This window comes from Enterobacter sp. CM29 (assembly GCF_013179605.1).
Lineage (GTDB): Bacteria > Pseudomonadota > Gammaproteobacteria > Enterobacterales > Enterobacteriaceae > Enterobacter > Enterobacter intestinihominis.
This window is the reverse complement of the sequence record NZ_JABMCU010000125.1, coordinates 1-13483: the sequence shown is the minus strand read 5'-3', so window position 1 is coordinate 13483 and position 13483 is coordinate 1. Positions and strand designations below refer to the sequence as shown.

General features: G+C 52.8%; 16 protein-coding genes. 10 read left to right on the top strand and 6 right to left on the bottom strand.

What is annotated here, in order from left to right:
* The 3 genes from HP459_RS15440 to HP459_RS15430 form a co-directional block, all read left to right on the top strand.
* A partial coding sequence (locus HP459_RS15440; RefSeq protein WP_253939645.1) for a fimbrial protein occupies window positions 1-921 on the top strand: 921 nt, incomplete at its 5' end.
* 11 nt (window positions 922-932) lie between these two features.
* Window positions 933-1445, top strand: coding sequence for a fimbrial protein (locus tag HP459_RS15435; protein ID WP_022647865.1), 513 nt, complete (start codon window positions 933-935; stop codon window positions 1443-1445).
* 41 nt (window positions 1446-1486) lie between these two features.
* Window positions 1487-2140: a LuxR C-terminal-related transcriptional regulator gene (locus HP459_RS15430; RefSeq protein WP_063148169.1), complete on the top strand. Its 654-nt coding sequence runs from the start codon at window positions 1487-1489 to the stop codon at window positions 2138-2140.
* A gap of 52 nt (window positions 2141-2192) precedes the next feature.
* Here HP459_RS15430 and fdhF read toward each other — a convergent pair whose 3' ends face one another.
* The 4 genes from fdhF to ycgZ all read right to left on the bottom strand — a co-directional run bounded on the left by fdhF (window position 2193) and on the right by ycgZ (window position 5409).
* The gene (fdhF, locus tag HP459_RS15425) at window positions 2193-4343 is read right to left on the bottom strand and encodes a formate dehydrogenase subunit alpha (RefSeq protein WP_171936435.1); all 2151 of its coding nucleotides are present in this window, start codon (window positions 4341-4343) and stop codon (window positions 2193-2195) included.
* Between the two features lie 193 nt (window positions 4344-4536).
* Window positions 4537-4815 (bottom strand): biofilm/acid-resistance regulator YmgB/AriR, encoded by a 279-nt coding sequence (locus HP459_RS15420; protein WP_022647868.1) that lies wholly within the window; start codon window positions 4813-4815, stop codon window positions 4537-4539.
* 29 nt (window positions 4816-4844) lie between these two features.
* Entirely contained in the window at window positions 4845-5165 is a 321-nt protein-coding gene (locus HP459_RS23540; RefSeq protein WP_063148167.1) for a hypothetical protein, read from the bottom strand.
* A gap of 4 nt (window positions 5166-5169) precedes the next feature.
* Window positions 5170-5409 carry a regulatory protein YcgZ gene (ycgZ, locus tag HP459_RS15415; RefSeq protein ID WP_046620268.1) on the bottom strand — a complete coding sequence of 80 codons (240 nt, stop codon included), beginning with the start codon at window positions 5407-5409 and terminating at the stop codon, window positions 5170-5172.
* A 339-nt stretch (window positions 5410-5748) separates the two neighbouring features.
* Here ycgZ and HP459_RS15410 point away from each other — a divergent pair, with 339 nt between their 5' ends.
* Both HP459_RS15410 and HP459_RS15405 read left to right on the top strand, forming a co-directional pair.
* Window positions 5749-6969: a diguanylate phosphodiesterase gene (locus HP459_RS15410; RefSeq protein ID WP_063148166.1), complete on the top strand. Its 1221-nt coding sequence runs from the start codon at window positions 5749-5751 to the stop codon at window positions 6967-6969.
* Between the two features lie 188 nt (window positions 6970-7157).
* Window positions 7158-7886 carry a MerR family transcriptional regulator gene (locus HP459_RS15405; protein WP_023299929.1) on the top strand — a complete coding sequence of 243 codons (729 nt, stop codon included), beginning with the start codon at window positions 7158-7160 and terminating at the stop codon, window positions 7884-7886.
* A 110-nt stretch (window positions 7887-7996) separates the two neighbouring features.
* Here HP459_RS15405 and HP459_RS15400 read toward each other — a convergent pair whose 3' ends face one another.
* Entirely contained in the window at window positions 7997-8449 is a 453-nt protein-coding gene (locus tag HP459_RS15400; RefSeq protein ID WP_171936434.1) for a DUF3828 domain-containing protein, read from the bottom strand.
* A gap of 1 nt (window position 8450) precedes the next feature.
* Window positions 8451-8810: a hypothetical protein gene (locus HP459_RS15395; protein WP_023305987.1), complete on the bottom strand. Its 360-nt coding sequence runs from the start codon at window positions 8808-8810 to the stop codon at window positions 8451-8453.
* 496 nt (window positions 8811-9306) lie between these two features.
* On the opposite strand from HP459_RS15395, the gene sufA reads away from it, so the two are divergent.
* From sufA to HP459_RS15370, 5 genes are all read left to right on the top strand, one after another.
* Window positions 9307-9675, top strand: coding sequence for a Fe-S cluster assembly scaffold SufA (sufA, locus tag HP459_RS15390; protein ID WP_022647873.1), 369 nt, complete (start codon window positions 9307-9309; stop codon window positions 9673-9675).
* 8 nt (window positions 9676-9683) lie between these two features.
* Complete coding sequence (gene sufB, locus HP459_RS15385; RefSeq protein ID WP_003857739.1) at window positions 9684-11174, top strand: Fe-S cluster assembly protein SufB; 1491 nt, start codon at window positions 9684-9686, stop codon at window positions 11172-11174.
* Between the two features lie 9 nt (window positions 11175-11183).
* Entirely contained in the window at window positions 11184-11930 is a 747-nt protein-coding gene (sufC, locus tag HP459_RS15380; protein ID WP_022647874.1) for a Fe-S cluster assembly ATPase SufC, read from the top strand.
* Window positions 11905-13176 (top strand): Fe-S cluster assembly protein SufD, encoded by a 1272-nt coding sequence (sufD, locus tag HP459_RS15375; protein WP_022647875.1) that lies wholly within the window; start codon window positions 11905-11907, stop codon window positions 13174-13176. The genes sufC and sufD overlap by 26 nt, the downstream gene beginning before the upstream one ends.
* Window positions 13173-13483, top strand: a 311-nt coding sequence (locus HP459_RS15370; protein WP_171936433.1) for an aminotransferase class V-fold PLP-dependent enzyme, incomplete at its 3' end; no start/stop codon positions are given. The genes sufD and HP459_RS15370, both read left to right, overlap by 4 nt.

Here is a 13483-nt window from a genome sequence, read left to right as displayed (position 1 = left end):
CTCTGTTTGCTCGCGGCGGGAAACCTCGCCCGTGCCGGTACGTGCACCACCATCACGCCGCAGCTGTCAACCCTGTCCGTGGGGACGATTAACGTGCAGCGTGATGCACCTGTCGGCACGGTGGTCTTTTCCGGCGCGGCGACAGCCACCGGTTCCTATCTTACTGGATGTGCTAATCCGCTGATGCTGGGATTCAGCATGCGCTACAACAGCGCCACGTTGAGCAGCTACGGCAATCATGTTTACAACACTAACGTCAGCGGGATAGGCATACGCTTTTCCTCCAACGCCTATTTTGAAAACCCGAGTAATACGTTCTCGTACAATGCGCAGACCTCCTATGTCGACTGGTATGGCGGGAGGATTGAGCTGGTGGTGACTGGCCCGGTCTCATCGGGGGCGTTAACCCCGGGGGCGATCGGCGTCGTGACGCTTCAGGGGAGCGACGGCATCTATCGAGACGGCCTGACCACGCAGCTCACCGCCGGAACCATTAATGCCATGGCGTGCACGGTGAATACGTCACAGCTGACGTTTCCGATCGGGGATATCCCCGCCTCGGCGTTCGGCACCGTGGTGGGCACCACGCCAGCGGGAGCACAGAACACGCAAAACCTGGGCTTAACCTGCGCCGCCGGAACCAATATTACGGTCTCGCTCAGTGGAATACAGAATCCGGACAGCGCCAATACCAGCGTGATGGCCTTAACCGGGCAGGGAAATGCCGGCACCGCAAAAGGGGTTGGGGTGCAGCTTATCTATAACGGTGTGCCGCTGGTGATGAACAGCCGACTATTCTTGCGGCAGTCTGCCGGCGGGCAAGAGACATTGCCGTTAACGGCCCGATATTACCAGACGTTGAACCGCGTGGAGTCAGGTTCAGCAAATGCCTCCGCCACCCTTAATTTGACCTATCAGTAGCAGGTACGAAGATGAAAATAATATACGGGACACTGCTGTTACTGGCTTTACTCAGCGGGAAGGCTTTCACCGCTGATAGCGTCAACATCGGTGTGACGGGAAATATCGTTGCGTCGCCGTGCATATTTAATGGCGGGAGTAACAGCCTCGATGTCAATCTGGGCAATATTCAGGCAACCAATATGGCGACGCCGGGCTCAACATCGGATCCGGTGCCATTTAGTCTGCTGTTCACCCAGTGCCCAACGGGAACGCAGAGTGTGACCGTCTCTTTTACCGGCAGCCCCGATCCCGCGGCGGGCGCGGACTATTTTATGAACAGCGGTTCGGCCACGCACGTGGCGATAGCCATGCGCGATGCCCAAACGGGTACGCTTAAAGGAACAGGCTCTGGCATGACTCAAACTATTGGTGCTGACAGAACCGCGACAATGGCTATGCAGGCCTCGGTTAAATCCGTGACGGGTGGCGTCACGCCGGGAAGCATCAGTGCAGTTGTGGTGATGACGATGCAGTACAACTGAGCGCCGGTGATATGCCTTTTTTAAAGACGTTGGTATGAGCTATGTTAAATATTCTGATTCAGGAAACCGATCTATTTTTTCAGGCTGGGCTACATGAATTTTTCGAGGGTTTTTTTAAACATAACTTTCATCGTGCCATCACATTTAACCTGGCGCTGACCCATGAAAACGTCAGTCAGGCCGATATTATTGTCCTGTCATTATGCCAGGGTGAAACACTGACCTGTTTTCCCGAGTTACTCGCCCGGCAAAAAGGGATTGTGCTAGGGTTTGTCGACGATGAACTGCGCTTTTCGGCGTTGCCCTCCTGCTTTCAGGACATTATTTTTCTCCCTCGCCGTGCATCGCTTGATCGTATCAGTGGCGTACTGTTTATCGCGTGGTTCAGGACGCAATTACCGGGTTATACATGGACTAAACATAACTGCTTCGAATGCCAGCATAAAGGGTTATCCCGGCAACAAATTCGTATTCTGGTCAATTTTTACCGAGGGCTGTCGGTAGTGCAGACCGCTCAGGCGCTGGAGATGAGCCAGAAAACGGTCTTTACCCATAAATATATGCTGATGCAAAAATTTAATCTGCGAAGCGATTACGAGCTGATCGTACTGTTGAGAAGGCTGATGGAGAAAAAGAACCGTCCGAACCTGCTTCGCGATTACCTTGAAAATAATTATGCAGAACAGATAGCGTAAAACGCCAGCGGATAGCTGGCCGGGCAGTGATAGCCACCACCCGGCAATGCATTTAAACGTTAACCGCAGCGATCAATCGCGTCTTCATGGTCTGGTACGCAGAAGCCGCAAAATCCTCCGCCCAGCGCTGGTCCTCGATCGCCTCCATCTGCACGGCGCAATATTTCGTTTCAGGCGTTCTGGAGATCGGGTCTAGATTATCCTGCGTCAGCTCATTACAGGCGCCAATCCACCACTGGTAGGTCATATAGATTGCTCCCGCATTGATGCGCTCGCTGATGCTGGCGCGCGTGATCACTTTACCCCGGCGTGAACGTACCCAGACCAATTGGCCGTCGGCGATTCCACGCTCATCCGCGTCGGCCGGGTTCATTTGCACCCGGCCTGGCTCGTCGGCCAGGCTTTGCAGCGCCGCGCAGTTCCCGGTCATTGAGCGACAGGAGTAGTGACCGACTTCGCGCACCGTGCAAAGTACCAGCGGGTAATCCGTATCCGGTGTCTCGGCCGGAGCGCGCCAGGGGGCAGCAAACAGCTGGCCTTTGCCAGTGGGTGTGTCGAACTGATTATCCCTGTACAGATAGGGTGTGCCGGGATGATCAAGGGTTGGGCAGGGCCACTGGACATGGCCCATCTCGCCCATTTTTTCGTAGGTCACGCCGTAGAAGAGGGGGCACAGCTCGCGCATTTCGTCCCAGATCTGCTGGTTATTCTCGTAATGCATGGGATAGCCCATCTCCGTGGCCAGCAGGCTGATGATCTCCCAGTCGCGCTTGACGTTGCCGCTGGCCTCAATGGCCTTGCCAAAACGCTGGAAGCCGCGATCGGCACAGGTGAACACGCCAGCATGTTCTCCCCATGACGTGGCAGGGAGCAGTACGTCAGCCACCTCTGCCGTTTTGGTCATAAAGATGTCCTGAACCACCACAAAATCGAGGGACTCAAAGCCGCGGCGGACCAGGCCCAGATCGGCTTCTGTCTGAAGCGGATCTTCCCCCATGATGTAATAGGCTTTGATCTTACCTTCCAGCGCGAGATGCGGCACTTCGGTGATACGCGTCCCGACGCGATCGTCCATCCGGCTGACATTGATTTTCCACGCATCGGCAAATTTCAGTCTGACTGCCGGGTCAGTGACATCCTGGTAGCCGGGGAACATATTGGGCAAAACGCCCATATCGCAGGCACCCTGAACGTTATTTTGCCCGCGAACCGGACCTACGCCGACGGCAGGGCGGCCCAGGTTGCCGGTGAGCAGCGCCAGGCTGGAGAGACCTTTCACCACATCAACCGCCTGACCAAACTGCGTAACGCCCATTCCCCACATTACCGTTGCTGAAGGCGCCGCCGCGAACATGCGCATTGCCTGACGAACATCCCGCGCGGGAATGCCCGTCAGATGTTCAACCTGCTCGGGTGCGTAATCTTTTACCGTCAGTCGGTAAGCCTCAAGCCCTTCTGTGAAGCGGGCAACGTAGTTTTTGTCGTACAGTTCCTCTTCAAGCAGGACATAGCCAAAGGCATTGACCAGCGCCATGTTACTGCCGTTTTTCAACTGAAGATGAAGATCGGCAATGCGTGCCGTTTCAATATGACGCGGATCGCAGACGATGATTTTTGCGCCATTTTCACGTGCTTTAAGCACGCGTCGGGCGACGATGGGGTGAGAGTCGGCGCAGTTATAGCCGAACACCAGCAGGCATTTTGAGTTTTCAATATCGTTAATGGAATTGCTCATGGCACCGTTGCCGAGGGTCTCCTGTAAACCGGCAACGGACGGACCGTGACAGACGCGGGCGCAGCAGTCGACGTTGTTAGTGTTCAGCACCGCACGGGCAAATTTTTGCATCACATAGTTGGTCTCATTGCCCGTTCCCCGCGAGGACCCCGTGGTCATAATGGATCGAGGGCCGTACTGATCTTTGATGCTTTTAATCCTGTGAGCAGTATAGCGAATGGCCTCTTCCCAGGTAACAGGGATAAAGGACTCGCCTTTGCTGTAGCGGATCATGGGCTGCGTCAGACGGGGGGTAAGCAGCCGTGTGTCGTTAAGAAAGTCCCAGCCGTAGAATCCTTTCAGGCAAAGCGTGCCCTGATTGGTTACGCCATCAGCGGCTTCGGCACGGATAATCCGGTTATTTTTCACGACGAGGTTTAGTTTGCAGCCTGCACCGCAGTAAGGGCAGACGCTGGCGATTTTTTTCATCAATAACAGACCTGTTAAGAAATGAAGCAATGTTTACTGGAAAGCCCAGTCCCTTAGCGGACTAAGCAGGATCCATGCCACATTCAGCGTGCTTGATTAACAGGGCGTCAGGGAAGAGAGGATGTGTCATCGTCAGTCTGTTCGTCAGTATTGACGATGACACGCTATCCGTAGGGATGGGAAGGGAGAGGCGTTAAAGATCGTCCATGGTATAACCGACAACAATTTCCAGCGTCTTGCGGATCACATCCGCCTTAACGACATCGTCGGTGGTTTCCAGCGTCTGGATCAGCCAGAGAATGATCGCTTTGTTGGTCAGATGACCTTCAGAAGCGAGAACACAACGAACCGCAGTCGAAAAAATGGCAGACTCTTCAGCAAAGCGATCGCCTGCGTGACGGAAATACTCCGACAACGCGCTATCTAAAAAGGCGGAGTGGTATTCGGGTTGAAGCTGAATATTTTGTCTCATTTGTTCTCACCGTTGCTGTAAAGTTGTAGTCAATGCATCTTTTTGGGATCGGACGGTTTTCCATTTCCAAATAACGGCACTACATTTTCTCGATTATTTTTGAGAGATCCCTCTCTCTGTATTCGTCCTTGTGCGGTTCTGCGACCTTTAAAAGCGACCGTGCCTGTGCTGATTTCAGCTATCACCCTCGCTAATGTCTCCCGCCGCTGGGGATCCGTCTCACAGGCTTGCATGTTACGCAGACGCTGAACCAATCCCTCGGTCGTCACGGGACCTCGCTCCTTCAAAAGTGAAAGAGCGGCTTCTCCAATGAGCTGGTCGATCAGTCTGTCCGCATCACTGCTATTCATAACATTAACGTTCGAAGAGCAGACCAAGAAGCAGGTGATAATGATGTTCCTCTTCCGGACCATTGGCCCTTTCAAGGCGACTCAACAGTTTTGTGCAGAGCGATTTGCGATTCAGATTCCGCCCATCGCTAAGGATTTCAACAACAACCTGACCCAGGGTTTCCTGTTGGGTTGGAAGCGCGGCTTTATCGAAGTACTGCGCAATCGCTGTTGCTGAGTCTGCGACGTATCCGTTCTGCTGCATGTTTCGCTCCTGTAAAATTCTGTAATCAGTAACGTTACATTTAAGGTATACATAATTTTCAAATCTGTACATTTAAAATGTACAATTTTTTAAATATTTTATAATATATTTTATAAAATCATTATTTATCAGATGCTTATTCTTATACGATTTACTGCGGTATTCACAAGATATATTGTACAATCCGAAGCGGCGTCGCAGAGTTGTACAAGCCCGTAAATGACGCAAAAAAGCCGTGTAAATCGTTGAGATGTAAATTATTTGTTGGGCAATTAATGTGCTATAACAGAGTTTTCCCCACGTGTTTTCGTGGTCACCCCCTCAATCTTCAGGATTAGCATGCTCACAACCATCATTTACCGCAGTCATATCTGCGAGGACGTTCCAGTGAAAGCGCTGGAAGACATGGTCGCTGCTGCAAATTGTAGAAATCGCCAGTTCGATGTGACGGGGATTTTGCTGTTTAACGGCACACACTTTTTTCAGTTACTTGAAGGGCCCGCTGATAACGTTAAGGAGATCTATGAGCTCATCTGCCGTGACCCACGGCATCACAACGTGGTCGAATTGTTGAGCGATCACGGGCCTTCAAGACGTTTTGGCAATGTGGGTATGGAGCTCTTCGACCTTCGTCAGTACGACACCAACGAAGTGCTGCAACAGGTTCTTGATAAAGGCACAAGCCGCTATCAGCTAACCTATAATGATCGCGCCCTGCAATTTTTCCGCACCTTCGTTGAGGCCACTGAAAAAGCCAACTACTTTGAGCTGCCTCCTGCTGACGCCTGGGAGTTTATCACCGAAAACACGCCGTTATCCTCCCAGCCGACGGTAGTGGCAAAGGGAGCGGACTGTAGTTTCGCGTTTCAACCTATCGTCGATCCGTTTATGCAGCAGGTTGTTTCCTGGGAAGCCCTGATCCGCACGCCGTCCGGTGAGTCCCCGGAAAGCTATTTTGCCAACCTGTCGCGTGAGGCGCTGTACGAATCGGATCTGAAGAGTAAACAGGTGGCTTTGTCGATGGCCAGCGCGCTGGGCCTACAGACTCAAACATTGTCCATTAATCTGCTGCCGATGACGCTGGTCAATGTTCCTGGCGCCGTCGATTTTTTACTGACGGCAATTGAGGCGAACGGTTTTGTGCCGGAGCAAATTGTAGTCGAGTTCACCGAGAGCGAGGCCATCTCGCGCTTTGAAGAGTTCACCAGCGCGGTCAGACAGCTTAAAAGCGCCGGGATCAGCGTGGCCATCGATCACTTTGGCGCGGGATTCGCCGGTCTGCAACTGCTGGCCCAGTTCCAGCCGGACAGAATCAAGATCAACCGTGATTTGATTGCCAACGTGCACAAGAGCGGCCCGCGTCAGGCGATCATTCAGTCGATCATTAAATGCTGTGCGTCCCTGGAAATTCTGTTCTGTGCGGTTGGCGTAGAGCTGGCTGAAGAGTGGATGTGGCTGGAATCAGCCGGGATTTCTCAGTTCCAGGGCCACCTTTTTGCCAGCCCGCGTCTGGGGGGCATTCCGGCGATTGCCTGGCCCGAGAAAAAGTACGATTTATAAAAACCTGTACGTAACTCTTAATAGTGACCTGTACGTACGGCTAAATTTATACAACAATACATTAACGAGTGAGGGGTTCTTTGAGCCATTCACTTGTCTCAGAACGAGGAGTTAGTTATACAAATGATTTGTACAATCTGATAAGGTTGGTTTGGTTAGGTATGGAAGTATTGTGCGTGAGGGAGTTAATGGCCTATTACAGTATCGGCGAAGTGGCCGAACGATGCGGTATCAACCCCGTTACGCTGCGTGCCTGGCAGCGCCGTTATGGATTGTTGAAGCCGCAGCGAAGTGAAGGGGGTCATCGTCAGTTTGACGATGAAGATATCCTGCGTATCGAAGAGATCAAACGCCTGATGAAAACGGGTGTTTCGGTCGGTAAAGTAAAAGCGCTTCTTGAAAATACAGAAGTGATGACGCATGGGAACTGGGCATCGTTTCAGGAAGAGATGTTAACCGTTCTGCGCTATGCCAATCCGGCAAAACTGCGCGCCAAAATCAGTGAGTTCCGCCGCGACCATGCGATGGATGTTCTGATAGATAACATCATCACCCCTGTGCGTCAGCGAATGAATCAGGATCAGAATACGGTGCGTCATATGGCGAGCCTGCTCGACGGTGTCCTGATTGAGTTTGCCGTTACTAGCCTGGTTGAATCACGAAAAAAAGCAGGTAAAGATGCGCTACTGGTTGGATGGGAGTGCGACGACCGTACGCATTTGTGGCTGGAAGCGGCCCGTCTTGCCTACAAGGGCTGGCATATCGACGTGCTGGCTGAACCGATTGATTCTCCACGTCCGGAACTTTTCCCTGGACAAAAAATTTTCGTCTGGACCGGTAAAGCACCTACGCCTCGTCAACAGGAGCAGCTCGACCACTGGCGTGAACAGGGTTTCGCCGTCTCGTTCCATCACTGATGTTAAGGGGGCCAACGGTAAACCGCCAGCGCGGGATTTTTGCTTTCTGGCGATACGACAGGGGTATCCGCGAAGATGCATAGCATCAGTACCCCTGTCATATCGTCGGTTTATTCCATCATCAGGTTGTCTGAAATATTCATACTGGCCACGGATTCAACTTTCCACACGCCATCTTCCTTGAGCATGCAGTCAATCACGGTGTGATCCCGCTTTTTGCCGAATGAGATATAAACCTGCATACAGGCGGCATCGTAATCCAGCGCCCGCGCACTGACGATGTCCCAGTCATCTTCATATCCCTGAGCCTTGATGAACAAATCGACGTCAGGCACGTCATATTCATCTGGATCCAACTTATCCATGGCTTTGAGTTTGCTGATGGTTTCGCGGGTCACATATGGCCTCAGCGCTTCATAGTTTTTCAGGGGCTCTTTCCCGGTAATAATTTCCGAGATGTACCACTTATTAAACTGAAGGGCAGCGGATACCTCAGGGGGTAACTCCTGTGCAGCGGATGCGAGAGTGGGCAGAAGCAGGATCGCCAGAATTATTTTTTTCATGTCAGTCATGCCTGTAAATTGCATATGCTGGCTTTACTTCCCGGTATTCTTTTCCCGGATACATTGTTCGCTGAACAAAATCAGAGTACCAGACGCCGTTCCCACCATAGATGCAAGCGTGGCCATAGGGGTGGTGCGCTGTGGGCTGGATCACCGCCACATCGCCCTCAACAGGCTCACCGTAAACCTGGTGGAAGCCCGCCAGAATTAAATTGCTTTTCATATCCTTAGCATAATGTGTGTTCTGTAGATTAGCACCGCCGGCGCGAATGGATTTTGAAACAAATTCTGCACATCTTTTCTGGCTATACTGACCTGCATGCTGGCGAGCATGAACTGCGGCTTTATGGGCACTCCACATAATTTAATCCCTTAGTGAATAAATGGTTAACAAGGGAAACATTACGCCGAAAAGGGACGAGTTTATGTAATTAATCATGATCGGAATTTAACCACTATCAGACTGATAAATAATGGTTAACTTATCCATCAAACGTCTTTATGCGCGCCCAGGTAAGGCAAAAAAGAATTAAAAAGAACCTGGCTTAAGGGGGAGGCATACGTAAAAAATGTATATGATGCCTGGGCGTACTTTAGCTATCTCAAAAATAGGTATTTTCAATACAATTTTTATTATTGCCCGCCACCTTACCGCCTTTCTTATGAAATGCATTATTTATCAATGCATTGAACAAAACTAACCCACCCATCCGCATCCCGTCACAGGGTCTATGCTTAATGAAAGTAGCCAAAAAGGGCGGTTTAGCCCAAAGCCCCTGCTCGCAGGGGGTTGAAGTGATAATCGTTATCACTAACATGGTGTTATGCCCTGGTGGCTTATCAGATGAGGTGGACCTATGGAACTGCATTCAGAAACCTTCAATCCGGCCGATTTTGCCTGGCGTGGCTTAACGCTGACGCCTGCGGCGGCGGCACATATTCATGAGCTGGTGGCAAAAAATCCCGACATCCTCGGCGTACGCTTAGGCGTTAAGCAGACGGGCTGCGCAGGATTTGGCTACGTGCTGGATACCGTAACCGAACCCAAAAAGGACGATCTGGTCTTTGAAACCGACGGTGCAAAGTTATACGTCGCGCTACAGGCTATGCCGTTTATCGATGGAACCGAAGTCGACTACGTTCGGGAAGGTTTAAACCAGTTATTCAAATTTCATAACCCGAAAGCCCAGAACGAATGCGGCTGCGGCGAAAGCTTTGGGGTATAGGCGGTACTATGTCTCGTAATACTGAAGCAACGAGTGATGTAAACACCTGGAGCGGCGGACACCTCAACTATAAAGAGGGTTTCTTCACGCAGCTGCAAACCGATGAGCTGGCGAAAGGCATCAACGAAGAGGTCGTACGCGCTATTTCGGCCAAACGTAACGAGCCGGAGTGGATGCTGGAGTTTCGCCTGAGCGCATTCCGCGCGTGGCTGGAGATGGAAGAACCCCACTGGCTGAAAGCGCATTACGATAAGCTGAACTATCAGGATTACAGCTACTACTCCGCGCCCTCCTGCGGCAGCTGCGATGATACCTGTGCCTCGCAGCCCGGCGCGGTACAGCAAACCGGTGCCGAGAACAGCTTCCTGAGTAAAGAGGTGGAAGAGGCCTTCAATCAGCTCGGCGTGCCCGTGCGCGAAGGTAAAGAGGTGGCGGTGGACGCCATTTTTGACTCCGTCTCGGTGGCAACCACCTACCGTGAAAAGCTGGCGGAGCAGGGGATAATTTTCTGCTCCTTTGGGGAAGCCATTCACGATCACCCGGAGCTGGTGAAAAAATACATTGGCACCGTGGTACCCAGTAACGATAACTTCTTCGCGGCACTGAATGCGGCGGTGGCGTCAGACGGCACCTTTATCTACGTGCCTAAAGGTGTGCGCTGCCCGATGGAGCTCTCAACCTATTTCCGCATCAACGCGGAAAAAACCGGCCAGTTTGAACGCACCATCCTGGTGGCCGATGAAGGCAGCTACGTCAGCTATATCGAAGGTTGTTCGGCGCCGGTGCGCGACAGCTACCAGCTGCACGCGGCGGTGGTAGAGGTGATCATCCATAAAGACGCGGAAGTGAAATACTCTACGGTACAGAACTGGTTCCCGGGCGATGGCAACACCGGTGGTATTCTGAACTTCGTCACCAAGCGTGCGCTGTGCGAAGGTGAAAACAGTAAGATGTCCTGGACGCAGTCAGAAACCGGCTCCGCCATTACCTGGAAATACCCGAGCTGTATTCTGCGCGGCGACAACTCCATCGGTGAGTTTTACTCCGTGGCACTGACCAGCGGTCATCAGCAGGCCGATACCGGCACCAAGATGATCCACATCGGTAAAAACACCAAATCGACCATCATCTCCAAAGGGATCTCTGCCGGTCACAGCCAGAACAGCTATCGCGGGCTGGTGAAAATCATGCCGACAGCCACCAACGCACGTAACTTTACCCAGTGCGACTCCATGCTGATTGGTGCGGACTGCGGGGCGCATACCTTCCCCTATGTCGAATGCCGCAATAACAGCGCCCAGCTCGAGCATGAGGCGACTACGTCACGTATCGGTGAAGATCAGCTGTTCTACTGCCTGCAACGCGGGATCAGTGAAGAAGATGCGATTTCAATGATTGTTAACGGCTTCTGTAAGGACGTGTTCTCTGAACTGCCGCTGGAATTTGCCGTTGAAGCCCAGAAACTCCTCGCCATTAGTCTTGAACACAGCGTCGGTTAAGGAAAGCACATGTTAAGCATTAAAGATTTACAGGTTAGCGTGGAAGAGAAAGAGATCCTGCGTGGGCTCAATTTTGACGTCAAACCGGGTGAAGTTCACGCCATCATGGGGCCAAACGGCTCCGGGAAAAGTACGCTTTCAGCGACGCTGGCAGGACGCGAAGATTATGAGGTCACCAGCGGCTCCGTTGAGTTTAACGGCAAGGATCTGCTGGAGATGTCGCCTGAAGAGCGTGCCGGTGAGGGCATCTTTATGGCCTTCCAGTATCCGGTGGAAATCCCGGGCGTCAGCAACCAGTTCTTCCTGCAAACCGCGCTGAACGCGGTGCGCAAGTATCGCGGGCTTGAGGCGCTGGATCGCTTTGACTTCCAGGATCTGATGGAAGAGAAAATCAAGCTGCTGAAAATGCCCGAAGATCTGCTCACCCGCTCGGTGAACGTGGGTTTTTCTGGCGGTGAGAAAAAACGTAACGATATTCTGCAAATGGCGGTTCTTGAGCCGGAGCTGTGCATTCTCGATGAAACCGATTCAGGGCTGGATATTGATGCCCTGAAGATCGTTGCCGACGGCGTAAACTCTCTGCGTGACGGTAACCGCTCATTTATTATCGTGACTCACTACCAGCGTATTCTGGACTACATCAAACCGGACTATGTCCACGTGCTTTATCAGGGGCGCATTGTGAAATCCGGTGACTTTACGCTGGTTAAACAACTGGAGGAGCAGGGTTATGGCTGGCTTACCGAACAGCAGTAATGCACTCCAGCAGTGGCACCGACTGTTTGAAGCCCAGGGTGGAGCGCGCTCTGAACAGGCTCAGCACCATCTCCAGCAGATGCTGCGTCTCGGTTTACCGACGCGTAAGCATGAGAACTGGAAATATACCCCGCTGGACGGCCTGCTGAACGGCGAGTTTGTCACCCGTCTGGCGCAGGTTAGCCCCGGCCAGCGCGATGTGCTGGCGCTGAGCGTGGATGCCGTGCGTCTGGTGTTTGTAGACGGGCAGTTTCGTGAGGAACTCAGCGACAGCGTACAGGAGAGCGGGTTCGATATCGCCATTAACGACGAGCGCCAGTCGTTGAGTGCTCCGGTCCAGCCTGACGTCTTTCTGCACCTCACAGAGAGCCTGTCTAAGTCTGTCACCCATATTCACGTTAAGCGTAACCAGCGCCCGGCGAAACCGCTGCTGCTGATGCATATCACCCAGGGTGTTGAGGGCGGCGAGATCAACACCGCCCACTATCGCCACCATCTCGAGCTGGCAGAAGGGGCAGAAGCGACGGTAATTGAACATTACGTTAGTCTGAACGACACCCGCCATTTTACCGGCTCGCGTCTGACGATGAACGTGGCGGCCAACGCCCAGCTGCACCATATCAAGCTGGCGTTTGAGAATCCGCTCAGTCACCACTTCGCCCACAACGATATTCTGCTGGGCCAGGATGCCGCGGCTTACAGCCACAGCTTCCTGCTTGGCGGCGCGGTGCTGCGCCACAATACCAGCACCCAGCTGAACGGTGAGAACACTACGCTGCGTATTAACAGCCTGGCAATGCCGGTGAAGTCAGAAGTATGCGACACGCGCACCTGGCTTGAGCATAACAAAGGCTACTGCAACAGCCGTCAGCTGCACAAAACCATCGTCAGCGACAAAGGACGTGCGGTGTTTAACGGCCTGATCAATGTGGCGCAGCACGCCATCAAAACTGACGGGCAGATGACCAACAACAACCTTTTGCTGGGACGTCTGGCAGAGGTGGACACCAAACCACAGCTGGAAATTTATGCGGACGACGTGAAATGCAGCCACGGCGCAACGGTCGGGCGTATTGACGATGAGCAGATGTTCTACCTGCGCTCTCGCGGGATAGACCAGCAGGCCGCGCAAAAGATGATTATTTACGCCTTTGCGGCTGAGCTGACGGAAGCGCTGCCCGATGGCGGACTTAAACAGCAGGTGCTGGCCCGTATCGGTCAGCGGCTGCCTGGAGGCGAAGCATGACATTTCCCGTAGAGAAAGTCCGGGCAGATTTTCCGGTACTGACCCGTGAAGTGAACGGTCTGCCGCTGGCCTATCTCGACAGTGCGGCCAGTGCGCAAAAACCGAATCAGGTGGTGGATGCGGAAGCCGAGTTTTACCGCCACGGTTATGCGGCGGTCCATCGCGGGATCCACACTCTGAGCGCCGAGGCGACCCAGCGCATGGAAAACGTGCGCACGCAGGTTGCGGCGTTTCTCAACGCGCGTTCGCCGGAAGAGCTGGTGTTCGTGCGTGGCACCACCGAAGGGATCAACCTGGTGGCTAACAG